Annotated in this window: 15 protein-coding genes and 1 tRNA gene; 10 read left to right on the top strand and 6 right to left on the bottom strand. The window is 63.3% G+C overall.

Features of this window, described 5'->3' with window-relative positions:
* The first annotated feature begins 85 nt into the window (after window positions 1-85).
* From CH306_RS28185 to CH306_RS28170, 4 genes are all read left to right on the top strand, one after another.
* The gene (locus tag CH306_RS28185; RefSeq protein ID WP_179272994.1) at window positions 86-1,834 is read left to right on the top strand and encodes an ABC transporter ATP-binding protein; all 1,749 of its coding nucleotides are present in this window, start codon (window positions 86-88) and stop codon (window positions 1,832-1,834) included.
* Window positions 1,831-3,579 (top strand): ABC transporter ATP-binding protein, encoded by a 1,749-nt coding sequence (locus CH306_RS28180; RefSeq protein ID WP_094648519.1) that lies wholly within the window; start codon window positions 1,831-1,833, stop codon window positions 3,577-3,579. The genes CH306_RS28185 and CH306_RS28180 overlap by 4 nt, the downstream gene beginning before the upstream one ends.
* A gap of 69 nt (window positions 3,580-3,648) precedes the next feature.
* Entirely contained in the window at window positions 3,649-4,215 is a 567-nt protein-coding gene (locus CH306_RS28175) for a TetR/AcrR family transcriptional regulator (RefSeq protein ID WP_094648518.1), read from the top strand.
* Window position 4,216: 1 nt separating this feature from the next.
* On the top strand, window positions 4,217-4,705 hold the full coding sequence (locus tag CH306_RS28170) for an FBP domain-containing protein (protein WP_094630303.1): 489 nt from the start codon (window positions 4,217-4,219) through the stop codon (window positions 4,703-4,705).
* A gap of 143 nt (window positions 4,706-4,848) precedes the next feature.
* Here CH306_RS28170 and CH306_RS28165 read toward each other — a convergent pair whose 3' ends face one another.
* Together CH306_RS28165 and CH306_RS28160 are read right to left on the bottom strand one after the other, a co-directional pair.
* Window positions 4,849-5,502, bottom strand: a complete 654-nt coding sequence (locus CH306_RS28165; RefSeq protein ID WP_094648517.1) for a hypothetical protein — start codon at window positions 5,500-5,502, stop codon at window positions 4,849-4,851.
* A gap of 30 nt (window positions 5,503-5,532) precedes the next feature.
* Complete coding sequence (locus CH306_RS28160) at window positions 5,533-6,060, bottom strand: general stress protein CsbD (protein WP_094648516.1); 528 nt, start codon at window positions 6,058-6,060, stop codon at window positions 5,533-5,535.
* Between the two features lie 92 nt (window positions 6,061-6,152).
* Between CH306_RS28160 and CH306_RS28155 the strand changes: the two genes are divergently transcribed.
* Together CH306_RS28155 and CH306_RS28150 are read left to right on the top strand one after the other, a co-directional pair.
* Complete coding sequence (locus CH306_RS28155; RefSeq protein WP_094648515.1) at window positions 6,153-6,962, top strand: alpha/beta fold hydrolase; 810 nt, start codon at window positions 6,153-6,155, stop codon at window positions 6,960-6,962.
* A 90-nt stretch (window positions 6,963-7,052) separates the two neighbouring features.
* A complete protein-coding gene (locus CH306_RS28150) occupies window positions 7,053-7,313 on the top strand; it encodes an MbtH family protein (protein ID WP_008710007.1) in 261 nt (86 codons plus the stop codon).
* A 10-nt stretch (window positions 7,314-7,323) separates the two neighbouring features.
* On the opposite strand, the gene CH306_RS28145 is transcribed toward CH306_RS28150, so the two are convergent.
* Window positions 7,324-8,787 (bottom strand): threonine/serine ThrE exporter family protein, encoded by a 1,464-nt coding sequence (locus tag CH306_RS28145; protein ID WP_032396059.1) that lies wholly within the window; start codon window positions 8,785-8,787, stop codon window positions 7,324-7,326.
* A gap of 92 nt (window positions 8,788-8,879) precedes the next feature.
* Between CH306_RS28145 and CH306_RS28140 the strand changes: the two genes are divergently transcribed.
* Window positions 8,880-8,951: transfer RNA gene (locus CH306_RS28140), tRNA-Thr, on the top strand.
* Between the two features lie 183 nt (window positions 8,952-9,134).
* Here the strand turns inward: CH306_RS28140 and CH306_RS28925 are convergent.
* On the bottom strand, window positions 9,135-9,329 hold the full coding sequence (locus CH306_RS28925) for a transposase (protein WP_179272993.1): 195 nt from the start codon (window positions 9,327-9,329) through the stop codon (window positions 9,135-9,137).
* Window positions 9,330-9,719: 390 nt separating this feature from the next.
* A complete protein-coding gene (locus CH306_RS28135) occupies window positions 9,720-10,541 on the bottom strand; it encodes an HpcH/HpaI aldolase/citrate lyase family protein (protein WP_094648514.1) in 822 nt (273 codons plus the stop codon).
* Between the two features lie 99 nt (window positions 10,542-10,640).
* Here CH306_RS28135 and CH306_RS28130 point away from each other — a divergent pair, with 99 nt between their 5' ends.
* Window positions 10,641-11,510 (top strand): hypothetical protein, encoded by an 870-nt coding sequence (locus CH306_RS28130; RefSeq protein ID WP_143544561.1) that lies wholly within the window; start codon window positions 10,641-10,643, stop codon window positions 11,508-11,510.
* Window positions 11,511-11,561: 51 nt separating this feature from the next.
* Here CH306_RS28130 and CH306_RS28125 read toward each other — a convergent pair whose 3' ends face one another.
* Entirely contained in the window at window positions 11,562-12,719 is a 1,158-nt protein-coding gene (locus tag CH306_RS28125; RefSeq protein WP_094648512.1) for an acyl-CoA dehydrogenase family protein, read from the bottom strand.
* A gap of 177 nt (window positions 12,720-12,896) precedes the next feature.
* Between CH306_RS28125 and CH306_RS28120 the strand changes: the two genes are divergently transcribed.
* Together CH306_RS28120 and CH306_RS28115 are read left to right on the top strand one after the other, a co-directional pair.
* The gene (locus tag CH306_RS28120; RefSeq protein WP_179272992.1) at window positions 12,897-13,280 is read left to right on the top strand and encodes a YciI family protein; all 384 of its coding nucleotides are present in this window, start codon (window positions 12,897-12,899) and stop codon (window positions 13,278-13,280) included.
* 51 nt (window positions 13,281-13,331) lie between these two features.
* The gene (locus tag CH306_RS28115) at window positions 13,332-16,844 is read left to right on the top strand and encodes an indolepyruvate ferredoxin oxidoreductase family protein (protein WP_179272991.1); all 3,513 of its coding nucleotides are present in this window, start codon (window positions 13,332-13,334) and stop codon (window positions 16,842-16,844) included.
* Window positions 16,845-16,852: the final 8 nt, after the last annotated feature.

Here is a 16,852-nt window from a genome sequence, read left to right as displayed (position 1 = left end):
CTGGGCTTACATGGTGTTCGTTGGTCCCGACTCTATGTAAATGTGGCACCCCATCGCCAGTTCCCGATGCCCTAGGCTGCAGCAAATGACCGTTTCTGTGCCGCTCCGCCGTGCTCGGACAGTGGTGGAGGTGCCCTCTCCGGCCACCGGCTCCGCAATTCTGCGTCGCACCGTTCGACGGCATCGCACCCGCCTGATCGTCTCGTCGCTGCTGTTCGGGGTACATCAACTGTGCGAAACGATGGTCCCGGTGGCGATCGGACTGATCGTCTCGCGGGCCATCGACACCGGTGATGTGACCGCGATGGTGCTCTCGTTGGTCGGTCTGGCGGCCTTGTTCGTCACCCTGTCGTACGCGTGGCGGATCGGTGCCCGCATCATCGTGGTCGCCATCGAGCGGGAGGCGCACCTGGTGCGCGTGGAGGTCGCCGGTCGCGTCCTCGATCCGCGGGGTGTGCGTACCGAGTTGTCGGCGGGCGAGTTGCTGACGGTCTCGACGTCCGACGCCGAGAAGGAGTCCTGGATTCTCGATCTGATCGCACGGGTCTTCGCGTCCGCGGTGGCGGTCGTCGCGTCCGCCGTCGCGCTGATCGTGATCGACGTTCCGCTCGGTCTCGCCGTCGTCATCGGGACACCGGTCATCCTCATCGCGCTGCAACGACTCGCTCCGTTGCTCACCCGTGCTGCCACTGCGCAGCAGGCCGAGGTGGCCGGGGTGTCGGGTATGGCAACCGATCTGGTCAGCGGTGTCCGGCCGCTTCGCGGAATCGGTGCCGAGGATGCCGCGACGCAGCGATTCGTGACATCGAGTCGAACAGCGTTGGCCGCGACTCTGAAGCTCGCTCGCGCGAACAACGTCTATCAGGGCCTGTCGGCAACGGTCAACGCGTTGCTGGCCGTCGGGATCGCCGGTACCGCCGGGTGGTTCGCGCTGCAGGGCCGGATCTCGGTCGGCGAGTTGATCACCGTCATCGGCCTCGCGCAGTTCGTCATCGAACCTCTCACCGGATTGTCGAAGATCCCCGGCGTGGTGGCGATGGTGCGCGGATCCGCCGATCGGCTCGCCCTCGTACTCGGTGCGGAACACGTTCTACCGCAGTCCGAGTCAACGGTTCCGGTAGACACAGATCTTGCCGTCGACGACGTTCGGTTCCGATCGCTCGACGGTCTCACGTTCCACACAGAACCGGGCGAGATGCTCGGCGTGGTCACATACCGGCCGCAGGACGGGGAAGCGCTCGCTACGCTGCTGTCCGGTCAGATCTCCGACGCCGACTACACCGGATCGGTTCGTATCGGCGGTATTTCGGCGGGAGAGATCGATCTTCGACGCGCCCGAGAGACCGTGCTCGTCGAACCCCACATCACCGACCTGTTCGCGGGAACCGTCCGCAGCAACGTCACCGCAGGCCGGGAGCGGCCCGACGCCGAACTCGACGTCGTGCTGCACGCCTCCGCGGCCACCGACGTCGTCGAATTGCACGAGGCCGGTCTCGATCACGCCGTCACCGACCGCGGAGCCAGCCTGTCCGGTGGCCAACGCCAGCGAGTGGCGTTGGCGCGCGCACTGTCGGTCGACGCCCCGGTCCTGGTGCTGCACGACCCCACCACGGCCGTCGACGCCGTCACCGAGCACGCCATCGCCCGCGGCATCGCCGAACTTCGACATACCGAACGAGGCTCGCAGACAACGATCCTCATCACCACGAGCCCCGCGTTGCTGTCGGTGACCCATCGCGTTCTCGTCGTCGACGACGGTCGCGTCGTCGCCGAGGGCACGCACCACCATCTCGCGTCCTCGGACGCGCAGTACAAGGACGCGGTGCTGCGATGACCACCCCCGAACTTCTTCCCATCGCCACCGGTGCTCGCTCAGGTCGGTGGCTGCTCGAACAGCTGCGTCTGCGGAAAGTTCGCACCGCGGTGACGCTGCTGCTCGGCGCGGTTGCCGCGGCCATGTCGCTGGTACCCGTCTACGTGCTGGGTGTTCTGGTCGACCGTGTCCGCGACGGCGCCGACACGTCGACGATCATCGGTGTCGTCGTCGTGATCTCGGTGGCCGCGGTGATCGGCGGCATCGTCACCGGTTTCAGCGGCTATCTCATCAGCACTCTCGGTGAGAGTATTCTGGCGTCGCTGCGCGAGGCCGTCGTGCGCCGCGCGCTGCATCTGCCCGTCGCCACGTTGGAGCGAGTGGGCAAGGGCGACTTGCTCTCCCGGGTGGGCGACGACGTCGCTGTGATGGCCAAGTCGATCGGTGAGGTGATCCCACAGCTGGTCGGTGCGATCCTGCTCGTGTGTCTGAGCATGATCACGATGCTCGGCATCGATTGGCGGCTCGGCCTGGCGGGGCTCGTCGCGCTGCCGATGTACGTCCTCGCGCTGCGGTGGTATCTGCCGCGCTCGGCGCCGAAGTACGCGGCCGAACGCGTCGCGATGGGGGAGCGAGCACAGTCGTTCGTCAGCAGCATGCAGGGCGCGAAAACCGTTCGTGCGTACGGACTCGAGTCGGCGCACCTGAGCGAGATCGACAGAGCGTCGGCGAAGGCCCGAGACATCGGCGTCGACGTGTTCCGCCTGTTCACCCGCTTCGGATCTCGGAGCAACCGCGCCGAGTGCGTCGGACTGTCGGTGATCCTGCTGGCCGGATTCCTGCTCGTACGAGGCGATTACGTCACCGTAGGCGAGACGACGGCCGCGGCACTGCTGTTCCATCGCCTGTTCAATCCGATCGGCACCCTGCTGTTCACGTTCGACGACATCCAGTCCGCCGGTGCGTCGTTGGCGCGTCTGGTCGGAGTCATCGACATCCCCGACGAGCGACCCGTCGGCGACGGTTCCGTGCCCGCCGACGCCACATTGGACGTCACCGATCTGCGGCACGAGTACGAGTCCGGGCACGAGGTGCTGCACGGGGTGAACCTGAGGGTCGGTGACGGCGAGACCGTCGCACTCGTCGGATCCACCGGTGCAGGCAAATCCACGATCGCGGCGATCGCGGCCGGTTCCATGGCGTCGACGGCGGGGACGGTTCGTGTCGGCGGAGCATCACTGGATGCGCTGGGCAGCGACGGGTTACGACGACATGTGGCGATCGTCAGCCAGGAGGTCCACGTGTTCGCCGGCCGATTGATCGACGACGTGCGGCTCGCCGCACCGGCTGCCGGTCGCGACGACGTCGAAGCCGCGCTGCGCACCGTCGGAGCGTGGGGGTGGGTCGAGGCGCTCGAGAACGGACTCGACACCGCCGTCGGGGAGGGCGGGCACCAGTTGACCGCGGCACAATCGCAGCAATTGGCCTTGGCACGTTTGGTTCTCGCCGATCCCGCCGTCGCGGTGCTGGACGAGGCCACCGCGGAAGCCGGCAGTTCCGGTGCTCGCGATCTCGAGGCCGCCGCCGAGGCGGCCACGAAGGGACGCAGCACATTGATCGTCGCGCATCGCCTGACGCAGGCCGCTGCGGCCGACCGCGTGGTGGTGTTGGAGCACGGCCGGATTCTGGAGCAGGGTCCGCACGAGGAGCTGGTCGCGGCCGGTGGACGATACGCACAGTTGTGGGAGGCGTGGCAGGGCCGCTGATCGATATAGGGATTTGCCTAAAGCTATTAGTTTTGGTTACGGTGTCCTCGAATCGACGAGGAGGCCGGCATGGCACGCGCAGGATTGACCGCGCAGCGCATCGTGGCAGCAGGAGCGGATCTGGCCGATGAGGTCGGCTTCGATCGCGTGACTGCCAGCGAGATAGCCAGACGCTTCGACGTGAAGGTTGCGAGCCTGTACTCGCATCTGAAGAACTCGCACGAGTTGAACGTCGGGATCGCGCTGCTGGCGTTGGAGGAACTGGCCGATCGGGTGTCCGATGCCCTGGCAGGCCGAGCGGGCAAGGACGCTCTGGTTGCCGTCGCCGACGCGTATCTCGACTATTCGCGCGAACATCCAGGTCGCTATGCAGCGACGCAGTTTCCACTCGATCACGAGACCGCTCTCGCGAGTGCGGGCGTGCGTCACTCGGCGATGATGAAGGCGATTCTCCGCGGGTACGACCTCGGCGAAGAGGATCAGGTCCACGCAGTTCGATTGCTCGGCAGTGTCTTTCACGGCTACGCGAGCCTCGATGCGGCCGGCTCGTTCGCTCACAGTGCCCCCGACTCGCAGCAGTCCTGGGTCCGCATCCTCGACGGAATCGACACACTCTTACAGCACTGGAGGCAGTGACATGGAACCGATCTCCGAACGCGACATCAGGTCGTCGTTCGTCAACTCGTCCAAGGGCGACGCCGGTCGGCTCTCCCTTCCCGACATGTTCGACGCTGTGCCGTGGGACGATCTCGACTTCTTCGGTTGGGTCGATCCCAAGCTCGCCGGGAGGAGCTACATCGTCGTTCCTTCGGAGGATCGCCTGCGCGGAATCTCGTTGCGCTACAAAGTCGGTGGTCCGCGCACAGCGCAGATGTGCAGCATCTGCCTCACCACGCACGCCAACGGCGGAGTGTCTCTGATGGCTGCCGCGAAAGCAGGCGAATCCGGCAGGCGCGGCAACACGGTGGGCACCTACATCTGCTCGGACCTCGCCTGCTCGCTCTACGCACGCAAGAAGAAGACCCCGGCGCTGGGCCGTCAGTTCAAAGAGGACTTCGACGTCCCGACGCGAACCGCAGCAGTCGAAGACAACATCGCCGCGTTTCTCGCTCGCGTCCTCGATTGATCAACTGATGGTGGGACCGCGCGCCCCGATCGACGACTGCGCGCCCCTACTCTATGCGAGTAGGGGCCGCGCAGTCGGCAAAAAGGGTGTGAGGTCCTGTCGGAGATAGGACCGGCCGACGTCATTCGCCGACAAGACCGAAGTCAGTCCTTGTTCTTCTCCGCGATGAACAGCTTCTCGATGCGCTCCGCCTCGTCCTTCTTGGCGGCGGCTTCGTCGGAACGCTCGGCGGCCTCGGCCAATTCGGCCTCGGACGGCGCAGCGGCCAGCTTCTCCTGCTTGTCGACCTGGGCCTGCTGAGCCTTCTTGCGATCCTCGGCTGCCTTCGCGGTGGCAGCGGCCTGCTCGTCGGCCTTCTTCTTGTCCGCAGCGGCCTTGCGCTCGGCGTCCTGAGCGGCCTCGCGCTTGCGCTGCTCGGCCTCCTGGCGGGCGTCACGTGCGGCTTCCTGAGCGGCGGCGTCGGCTGCGCGGCGATCCTTCTCGGCCGTCTCGCGAGCGACCTTCAGTTCGTCGTCGGCCGCGGCCTTCTTGGCCCGAGCCTCGGCGTCGAGACGGGCTGCCTCGGCGCGGTTCTCGGTGCTGTCGACGAGGGTCTCGCCGCGGTCGGCGAGGCTCTTGTCTCCCAACAGGTTTCCGACGGCGCGGTCCAGCGATCCGAGCGTGTGCTCGTACACCAGGCGCGCGGGTGCTTCTGCATTCATCTTCTCGACGACGTTGGTTTCGATGAGCTGCAACGGAATTCGGGCGATCTTGTACTGGATGCGGAGGATGGTCAGTGGTATGGCTAAAACGCTCATGAAGCGAAACTCCTGGTATGAGGTAGTGGTTCAGGCCTGGTTGCGGAGCTCTTCGGCCTTCTTGCGATCGGCTTCGGCCTGACGAAGTGCTTCCTGGTGCTTCTGTGCGGCCACCATCTCGTCGGAATCGGCTGCGGCCTGCTCGATGCGACGGTCCTCGTCGGCTTCGATCTGTTCGGCGGTCGCGTCGACCTCGGCTGCAGCGCGCTCCTGCGCCACTGCCTCACGCTTCTCCTGTTCGGCGGCGGCGAGCTGAGTCTGGCGAACCCGATCGGCGTTGGCTTCGGTGACCGCGGCGTTCTCTTCTGCGGCTTCCCGACGGCGCTCCGCTGCAGTGCGCACATCGGCCAGCTCCTCGGCGGCCTCGGTGGCCTGCGCCTCGGCGACCCGCTCCGTGGCATTGGCCTCCTTGCGCTCGCGGGCCTGCGCGGCCTGCAACTGGCCCTCGGCTGTCAACGAGTCGTTGCCGGTCACCGCACCCGCGACCTCTTTGGCCTTGCCCTTGATTCCGTCGAGCAGTCCCTTGCGTGCTTCGCCCGCTACGTTCTCGTCAGTCATGTAACACCAGGTACCCACTGGCTGTTCGAGTAACCCCACGTCGGTATCGGACGATACGATCCCCGACGGACGAATCAGCAGTAAGGAGACGTATGCCAATCGCCAAGATCAACGGCATCGACATCAATTACCAGGTCAAAGGCAGTGGAGACCTGGTCGTTCTCGTCATGGGCACCGGCAGCCCCGGTCGTGTGTGGGAGCTGCATCAGGTGCCGGCGCTCACAGCAGCGGGTTACCGGGTGTGCACGTTCGACAATCGCGGCATCGCTCCCTCGTCGGAGAGCACACACGGCATCACCATGAAGGACATGGTCGCCGACACCGCCGGTCTGATCGAGCTCGTCCGCAATGGTGACGAGAAGGCCTACGTCGTCGGAACGTCGATGGGGTCACGCGTCGCGCAGGAGCTCGCGCTGAGCAGGCCCGACCTGGTTCGCAAAGCGGTGTTCCTCGCCGGCCACGCGCGGGTCGACGAGTTCCAGAAAACACTTGCACAGGGTGAACGAGCCCTCTACGACAAGCGCGTGGAGCTTCCCGGCACCTACTCGGCCGCGGTGACCGCGGTGATGAACCTGTCGCCTGCGACGTTGCGCGATTCTCGCGGGGCGCGTGACTGGCTGGACCTGTTCGAGTTCTCTGCCTCCTCACCGTCCGCCGGAGTGCGCGCTCAGCTGGGAATGGACGACGATTTCGATCGAACTGCCGCCTATCGCGGGGTGGCAGTGCCGTGTCTGTCGGTCGGATTCGCCGACGATCGGATGATCCCGCCCTACTTGGGCAAGGAGTTGGCCGACGCCATCCCCGGTGCCCGGTACGTGGAGATCGCGGACGCCGGGCACTACGGATATCTCGAGCGTCCCGAGGCCGTCAACGCCGAACTGCTCGGCTTCTTGAAGGCCTGACGGCACCACGGCCCGACCTGCGTTGCTAGGGTCGTGTGGCACCTCACGGTGCAGACTTACCAACCAAACGTTCGCGACGAGTGAGGCGAGATGAGTACCAACCCGTTCGATGACGAAGACGGACGCTTCTTCGTGCTGGTCAACGACGAAGACCAGCATTCGCTGTGGCCGACGTTCTCCGAGGTCCCTCAGGGATGGCGTGTCGTCTTCGGTGAAGACACCCGCGCCGCGTGCCTGGAGTACGTCGAGAAGAACTGGACCGACATGCGTCCGCGCAGCCTGCGTGAGGCCATGGAGGCCGACGCTGCTGCACGCGCATCCGCTGAGGGAACCCCTAGCACCGAGGCCTGAGTTCCGCCTTCTACGAAGGACTCGTACCGCGCCGCCGACGAACTGTCGGTCGGCGCGGTTCTTCTGTGCGGCGAAGCGTCGGGCGCAGTAGTTCCTCGGTGCGCGCGAGAATGCGTGGTCGACGCAGGGTTCGGGCACCCCACTCACCGAGTGTCACACCCGCGGCCAAACCGCAGCCGACGCCGAACGCTGCGAACAACGAGCTGATGCCGAGCAGTAGCTGGTCGTTGAGGATCGCGTACAGACCGCGATACAACGCCAGGCCGGGGAGCAGTGGAGTGATGCCCGCGACGGCGACGATCAGCGGCGGAATCAGCGCACGACGTGCCAACAGACCACCTGCGAATCCGACGACGGTAGCGGCGATGGCCGAGGCGATGATCGGTCCCACATTGAGAGTCTGCGAGAGCAGATACACCAGCGAGCCCGCGAAGCCGCCCATGAATGCAGCCGTCAGCGCACGACGTTCTGCGTAGCAGGCCAATGCATAGAACAGTGACGCTGCCGCGCCGGCGATCACCTTGGTGGGGACCTGCAGGATGTCCGGTGGGGCCAGATTGCTGATCTGCGGTAGATCGCTGCCGATCAGCGCAGCCAACCGCAGAGATGTCGCGACGCCGGCGATGATGCCGCCGGTCATCATCAGTACCTCGAAGAATCTGGACACCGCGGTGATCGGGGCGCCGGTGATCGCGTCCTGCACCGAGCCGACGAGCGAGAGACCCGAGAGCAGCACGATCACACCGGCCGCGATGATCTGCGACGGCGAGATGTCGATGTTCAGTTGGTCCTGGAAGTTGTAGAGGGTGATCGCCGGTGTCGCAGCCACGAAGCCTCCGACGACCTGCTGGAAGAAGAACGGCAGGCCCGCGCGGTTGAGTACGCGTCCGATGCGGTCGATCACCATCGTCGTCAGGAAGCTGACCACAGCAACCAGCGCGCCACCGCCGAGCAGCACACTGATGGCCGCGGCCATCCCAGACCACGCCAGAGTCGCAATCCACCGGTTGTACGGGTGCGGAGCCTTGGTGATCTCGTCGAGCCGCTCGAGCGCCGCACTAGGCGGCACCATCTTCACGCGCACGGCGCGGATGAGACGGTCGACCTCGGCCAGCCGCGTGAAATCCATCGACCGGTAATGCACGATGCGCATCGTCGACGCCGGGGGACGCGTCGGGCCGCGGTGCGCACTGAGGGTGATCGAGTTGTACGTGACGTCCACATCGCACCGAGCGAGGCCGTACGTCGCGGCGATGAACTGCACCTGAGTCGCCGTATCCATCGCTGCCGTGCCCGAGGCCAACAGAACTTCGCCGACGCGAACCGCGAGATCGAGGACCTCCGCAACCGACGCATCGTCGGTCAGATCGATCGGACGAAGGGGCGACGGTGCTGCGGTCGGTGTATCGATGGTGGCCCGACGCTCACCGGTGAGACGGCTCAGCGAAGCCGTCAGGTCTTGCAGGAAAGTCATGACCGTCTTTACACGTTGCTGGGGTGATCCACCGACAAGGTACCTGTTGACACTGAGCGTCCGATGAACGGATATGATTGCCTCGCTTCACTGCCTCCTTAGCTCAGCGGTAGAGCACTCGCCTTGTAAGCGAGCGGTCAACGGTTCAATCCCGTTAGGAGGCTCTTTCGGACGGCTCTGACCAGCGAAAACGGTTGGGGCCGTCTCTTTTTGGCCTGTTGTGGCCGCTCGTTTCTTGTGCGAGCTCGGTTCGTCCACCTGGGTTTATGTGTCGCTTGTGACCTGGGGATTTGCCGGGTCGTGGGCAGGATATGTTGCTCGATGTCACAAGCTGTCACAACTCGTTGCTAACTCATCGGTGAGCATTCGTGTGGACGCAGGTGGATGCGCTCGGACTGGGCGGGTGATGGCCGGGCTGAGAGTGAAGCTTCGTTAGTGCCCAGTTCACGGGCGACCTCGGCGATGGTGTGGCCGGAATCGATCACTCTACGGGCGGACTCGACCGTGCACTCGGTCGTGAACGACCTGCGTGTGCGGGACATGAGGCATCCTTCCAACGGAACCCTCGGTTTCGCTATCTCGGAGTCCACCATCCGGGGAACCTCGGACGGATTGGGTGGGCCTCAGTGCTGTCTGAACGTCTCGAGCGAGGAAAGTAAGCCGGGATATTGCAGGAGGCAGGTAGCGGACGAGGCACTCCGTGTGCGCCGGTCAGGAGGATGGCTGCGCAGCGCTGGGGCGTCGGAGACGCCCACGACGTCGCTCACGATGGTGACAAACTGGTCGCACATGCGGTTTACGGCTACGGCCCTGGCGGATGAATCCGATGTGAGAGTCCGAAACATCAACGCGTACAATCACGGTCGCCGCCGACTGAGAGTGATGCCAGCGCAGTCGTCTGCTGGATCTCACAGGTCATGGCGATGTTTTGGTCATCGTGTTCTTCCTGCTCGTGCGGCGATCGCTCGTGCGCGGTCCATCACCGGTTTGTCGACCATGCATCCATCCACGGTGAACACCGATCCGTTGCTCGGGTCGGCCGCTTCGCCGAGTATTCGACGTGCCCATGCCACCTCGGCATCGGTCGGAGCCATAGCGGAATGGGTCGCCTCGATTTGGCGTGGGTGGATGCACAGCTTGCCCGTGAATCCGAATTCCTGCGCGCGCGCGATGTCATGATCGAGGGCTGCATCGTCGCCGATGGAGGGTGTGACACCGTCGATCGGGCCTGGGAGTCCCGCGGCGGCGGAGGCGTATGCGAGGTCGCTTCGCGCTCGGTCGATCAGCGGTGATCGGTTCGGATCGACGCCGAGTTCGGCAGCGAGGTCGATAGCACCGAGTGCGAGTCGAGCGACGCCGGCTGTCTCGGCGATGGCACCCGCGTCCAGGACGCCTCGGGCGGTCTCGATCAGGGCAATGACCCGGTGTGTCGGAAGCGCTTTCGTCAGGGTGGTCACCGACTCGGCGGTCGACTTGGCCAAAACAACGGTGCACTCGAGCGCCATGACAGCGTCCATGTCGTCGCGAAAGTGCGGAGTCGACGCGTCGTTGATTCGAATAGCCACGTGGATCCCACCGGACGAGTAGCGGACGGTGTTGACTCTGGCCGACGCTTTGTCGGTGGATCCCACTGCATCTTCGAGGTCGAGAACGGTCAGATCCGCACCCGAGTGGACGGCCTTGTCGAAACGCTCCGGTTTGTCGCCGGGTACGAACAGGAGGGTGCGTGCGTCACTGATTGTCGAGTCGTTCATGCGTGGGGTCGGTTCCTCAGTCGGCGGTCACGGTTGATCCTATTCTATATACTATATTTTTATCAGTGGTAGGTGCCTAACCAACGAGGGATTGTGAACATGACGACGAGTGAAGCCCCGTCGGTTTTTCGGAAAGTGGTCGGTTCCTGGGAGCCGAAACCAGTCGTGATCGATGGCGTCCTCGGTCCCTGGCCGGCGGTGGCACTGGCGGCACTCCTGGGGTCTCCTTCGGTAGGAGAGGGCGACGTCCTCCCGCCGTTGTGGCACGAGGTCTATTTGCGACCGGCACTCACTGCCGCGGAACTCGGTCCCGACGGCCACCCTGCTCAGGACATGTTGGTTCCCGATATCGCCAATCGCCGCAGGATGTTCGGCGGCGGGCGCATCGCCGTGACAGGTTCGATCAGGATCGGCGACAGCGTTCGTCGCGTCAGCGAGATCGACTCGATGAAGATCCGCGAGGGGCGCTCCGGCTGGATGCTTCTGGTGACGGAACGGCATCAGCTGTTTGTCGACGGACAGCTGTGCGTGACCGACGAACGCGACATCGTGTACCGGTTGCCTGCCGGCGTCGAAGCAGGCACTGCCACTGTCCCGCGCAGCGTTCCTGCGCCGGAGGCGTCGATAGGTTTGTTGCCCGACGAGCGGTTGCTGTTCATGTTCAGCGCGCTCACCTACAACGTCCACCGCATTCATTACGACCGGACCTACACGACCGAGGTGGAAGGGCATCCCGAACTTGTAGTTCACGGTCCGCTGATCGCTCTGATGGGATTGGAAGTTGCCCGTCGCGACAGTGGAAGTCATGTCGTCTTCAGCAGCTATCGGCTCCTCGCGCCCGCATACTGCGGTCAGCGGATCGACTTCCAGATCGACGGACGCGAGGCCGGTTCCGTTACCGTCACGGCGTCCCAAGGTGGGCGGAAGTGTCTGTCCCTGAAAGTATTCGAGCACGAACCGCGTCCGTGACCCCCCACTTCTGCCGATCGTCGGCAGTCGTGGGGGGGGGTGAGGACGTGATCAGATCGCGAGTCCGCCACGCCTGACGAGCTGCTTTGCGATGACACCCTGCTGAATCTCGTTGGTTCCCTCTCCGACGATCATCAACGGCGCGTCCCGAAAGTATCGTTCGACGTCGTACTCGGTCGAGTAGCCGTATCCACCGTGAACGCGAACGGCGCCGAGCGCAATCTCCATGGCGGTTTCGGACGCGAACAGCTTGGCCATGCCGGCTTCCATGTCGCAGCGCTCGCCGGAGTCCACACGTTCGGCGGCATCGAAGAGGAGGCTGCGTGCGGCATACAATTTGGTTCCCATATCGGCCAAAAGGTTTCCGACCGACTGATGCTGCCAGATGGGCTTTCCGAAGCTTTCGCGTTCCTGCGCATATCGAAGCGCATCCTCGAACGCTGCGCGTGCCACGCCGGTTGCACGCGCTGCTACCTGCATCCGGCCAACCTCGAGACCTTTCATCATCTGGGCGAAGCCCTTGCCTTCTTCGCTGCCGAGGAGCGCGTCGGCAGGCACCCTGCAGTCGGTGAAGTTCACCTCGCAGCTCTCCACGCCCTTGTAGCCCAGCTTGGGAAGGTCCTTGGAGACGGTCAAGCCGGGAACCTTCTCGACCAGCAGAATGGAAACTCCTCGGTGCGCCGGTTCGGCCGACGGATCGGTCTTGCACAACAGGGCGATCAAGCCGGCGCGACGGGCATTGGTGATCCATGTCTTGCTTCCGTTGACGACGTAGCCGTCACCCTCGGGTCTGGCGACGGTACGCATCGCCTGCAGGTCCGATCCTCCGCTCGGCTCGGTGAGCGCCATCGTGGCTCGCAATTCCCCAGTTGCCATGCGCGGCAGATACTTCTGCTTCTGTTCCTCGGTCCCGAACTGCACGATCAGCTTGGCCACAACAGTGTGTCCACCCATTGCGCCCGCCAGGCTCATCCACCCTCTGGCGAGTTCCTCGGTGACCTGCACGTAGCAGGGCATCGACACTGTGCCGTAGCCGTACGGTTCGGGGATCGCGAGACCGAAGATACCGATCGCCTTCATCGTGTCGATGAGTTCTTCCGGGTACTCGTTGGCGTGCTCCAGGTCATGCGCAGTGGGCTTGACCTGCTTCTCGACGAAGTCCTTGACGGTCTTGACCAAGGCGGATTCCTCGGCATTCAACGTGAACATTGGTGACCCTTTCAACAGAAAATATAATTTGCTCAGACATCGAGACCCGCTGTCTGGCTGTGGTTCGACGGTCATTTGGACGGAGGAGGCGACTCATCTGCCTCGAAACCTCAGTACGATTCTATACAATGTCGTACAGTACCGTTGCGTTCTCGAGTCGACCAGAAGGAGATTTCCTTGACGCTGTTCATAGTCACGTACGCGCACCCCGACCCAGAGGGCTGGCGACAACATCTCGCTCCACATCTGGAGTGGATAGCCGAACAAGTCAGCGAGGGAACTGTTCTGGCGTCGGGGCCGACACCGCCGGACGATGATTCGTCCCGCACTGCCGCGTTGCTGTTTCGCAGCGAGGACGAAGAAGCCCTCGATCGATTGCTTCGGACCGACCCGTACGTGATACGCGGACAGGTGGCGAATTTGACGGTAGTGCCTTGGGATCCCATCTTCGGCGTCTTCAACGACCTGTCGACCAGGGCAGGAGAATCTGCGAACGCGATCATCGAAAGCGTCGTCGATCAGTTCGGTCCTGAACATACGACTCGACCCGGGTCGAAGTAACTTGCCCAGCGCTCTCGCGCTCCGACCCATACAAGATCAGGAACTTTGACAATGCCTACCGACACCATGCGCCAGTTCTCCCTCGACGATCGCTATCTTCGCCAGGAAGGAGGTATCTACCTCACCGGAATCCAAGCTCTCGTACGCACACTTCGCGACCGTGCACTACTCGACAGTCGGCGCGGCCTGGTGTCCTCGAGCTTCGTTTCCGGGTACGAGGGCTCACCTCTGGCCGGATACGACCTCGAGATCATGCGACGACAGAAGTTCCTCGCCGACTCGCGAGTGGTGCATCGACCGGCCGTGAACGAAGAGCTGGCGGCGACATCCGTCGCCGGAAGCCAACTTGCACGACAAGCCGGTACGTTGAAAGTCGACTCCGTCACCGGATATTGGTACGGGAAAGCGCCCGGGCTCGATCGCGCCAGCGATGCCATTCGCCACGCGAACTTGATCGGGACCGATTCGAAAGGCGGCGTGGTCGCGCTCGTCGGCGACGATCCGGCAGCGAAGTCGTCCACCTATCCCTGCTCGTCCGAATCTGCTCTTGCGGATCTGTACATCCCTACGCTGTATGCGGCTGATTCCCAGGACATGCTGGACCTCGCCGTGCACTCGGTGTTTCTCTCTCGGTTCACCGGCCTGTGGTCGGCGCTGAAAGTTGCCACTGCGGTGGCAGACGGTGCCAGTACTGCAGATGTACATCCGCTTCGACTCGACCCCACCTTCGGCGAACTCGGTGCGAGCACCCATGTCCCATCGGCCAAGCTCATGGGCACAAACCTCGCGGCTCTGGAAGAGAGTCAGATCTCGACCAGATTGCCCCGAGCAGTCGAGTACGCGCGTCTGAACGACCTCAATCGTGTCGTCGTGAAAGGTGCCTCGGACCGAATCGGCATCATTGCCAGCGGCAAAACGTACCTCGATGTGCGCGATGCACTGACAATACTCGGTCTCGACGATGGGGCTCTGAACAAGTTCGGTATTCGCATTCTAAAATTGGGCATGATCTACCCACTCGATCCTCGAGTGGTCAGCGAGTTCGCCGACGGTCTCGACGAAATAATCGTGGTGGAGGAGAAGCGGTCCTTCATCGAAACGGGCGTCAAAGAGATTCTCTACGGTCGCGTGAACGCGCCCGCCATCACCGGCAAGATCGATTCCTCCGGTCTCACCCTCTTCCCTGCCAATGGTGAACTCGATGTCGACTCGGTGACCACCGGACTCGCCCGAAGGCTCGGCAAACAGTACGAGATCGAGCCGGTATCGAAGTGGCGGGACAGACCACGGAACCGCAGGATCATGCTGCCGATCATGAACCGGACGCCGTACTTCTGTTCGGGGTGCCCACACAACTCGTCGACCAAAGTCAATGAAAACACCATTGTCGGTGGCGGAATCGGTTGTCATGCAATGGTTCTGGTCATGGACGAGAGCCAGGCGGGCGACGTTCTCGGAGTCACCCAGATGGGTGGCGAGGGTGCCCAATGGATAGGGATGGCACCCTTCCTGGAAGAGGATCACTTCGTTCAGAACGTCGGTGACGGTACCTTCATGCACTCGGGAAGCCTTGCGCTTCGCGCCGCTGTCGCATCCGGAGTGAATGTCACCTACAAGATTCTGTTCAACGCCACCGTCGCCATGACCGGAGGTCAGGACCCCACCGGTGGTATGCCGCTGGATCGTTTGGTCCAGTTGCTTAAGGCCGAGGGCGTGTCGAAAATCGTCGTGACAACCGAAGATCGACGCCGAGTGAAATCCTTCAAGCTACCCAAGGACGTCGGTGTTCGCGATCGAGACGATCTCGCCGAGGTCCAACGCGAATTGGCGACGGTCAGCGGTGTGTCCGTACTTATTCACGATCAGGAATGCGCTGCTGAAAAGCGCCGTAAGCGTAAGCGTGGGACCATCGACACCCCGGCGGAACGCGTCGTCATCAACGAACGGATCTGCGAGGGCTGCGGCGACTGCGGCGCGAAGTCCAACTGCCTGTCCGTTCGACCGATTGCCACCGAGTTCGGCCGCAAGACCGAGATTCACCAGTCGTCCTGCAATCTCGACTTCTCCTGCTTGGACGGTGATTGCCCATCGTTCGTCACCGTCGTTCCGGGTGTGGCCGAACAGAAAGCACCGGTGGCCGACCTCGATGCAGGCCACCTTCCTTCACCCGAGCGCAAAGAGAAAATCGACGAATTCGACATGCGCATTATGGGCGTCGGTGGAACGGGCGTCATCACCGTGGCCCAGATTCTGGCCACTGCAGCCGTGCTGGACGGGCTCGATGTGCGGAGCCTCGATCAGACGGGTTTGGCGCAGAAAGGTGGTGCGGTGATCTCGGACATCAAGATGTCGGCGACGGCGCACGAACGCTCCAACAAAGTCGGTGCGGAATCGTGCGACCTGTATCTGGTGTGCGATTCTCTTGTCGGAACCGAACCGGGAAATCTCAAAGTGGCGTCGCGGCTGCGAACATCGGCCGTGGTCTCCACCACCGAGATCCCCACCGGTAAGATGATCGTAGACACGTTGGTGTCGTTTCCGGAGCAGTCGACCATTCGGTCGACAATCGAGAATGCCTGTGCGCGAACGTTCTACCTCGATCCAGGCACACTCGCAATCGAGCTCTTCGACGACGAGCAGTACTCCAACATGATTGCTGTCGGTGCAGCATTTCAAGCAAGCACGATGCCGTTGAGCACCGAGGCCGTGGAACAGGCGATCACCCTCAACGGTGCATCGGTCGCGGTCAATCTGCAGGCGTTTCGGCGGGGACGGCAAGCCGTTGCCGATCCGGATGCTCTGCGCCGTGATCTCGATGCTCGCACGCACAGCGCGGCTTCGAGCATCCCGATGGCGTTGTCGAATTTCGCCCTCGAGGCGATCGGCTCGATCACGCAGGAACGAACGGGTCCACTGGTCGATCTTCTGGAGGCCCGTGTCGATGATCTCGTGGCATTCCAGAACCATGACTACGCAACTCGTTACTGCACAACGATTGCGCAGGTACGCACCCTGGAGAACGCGGCCGTGTCTGGCTCGGAAGATCTGACCCGGGCCGTCGCCCGCTACCTGTACAAGCTGATGGCGTACAAGGACGAGTACGAGGTGGCGCGCCTGGCACTGGATCCACAGTTCGATGCCGAGCTTGCTGCCGGTTTCGGGCGTGGCAACAAGGCCGCCATCAGGCTGCACCCGCCCGTTCTTCGTGCCCTGGGAATGAAGAACAAACTCTCTCTCGGACGCAACTTCCGCCCGGCACTGCGAACGCTCGTCGCACTGCGACGCGTCAGAGGAACCAAGCTCGATGTGTTCGGCTACGCACACGTTCGGCGGCTCGAACGTGAACTCGTTGTCGAGTACACCGACACCGTGCTCGAGCTTGCTCGTCATCTCACCCCAGAATCGTTGGCCACTGCGGTCGCGATCGCCGAGTTGCCGGACATGGTGCGCGGATATGAAAGCATCAAGACCGACAATGTCGCGCGTTACCGAAGCGCCCGCGCAGAACTGCTCACGTCGCTCTCAACTTCCGTCCCTGCTCTGGCCGCTCTCGCCGCCGGCTGAGATGTACT

It is taken from the genome of Rhodococcus sp. 15-725-2-2b, assembly GCF_002259075.1.
GTDB lineage: Bacteria > Actinomycetota > Actinomycetes > Mycobacteriales > Mycobacteriaceae > Rhodococcoides.
The sequence above is the reverse complement of the archived record's forward strand: the minus strand, read 5'-3'. Positions and strand labels throughout refer to the sequence as shown.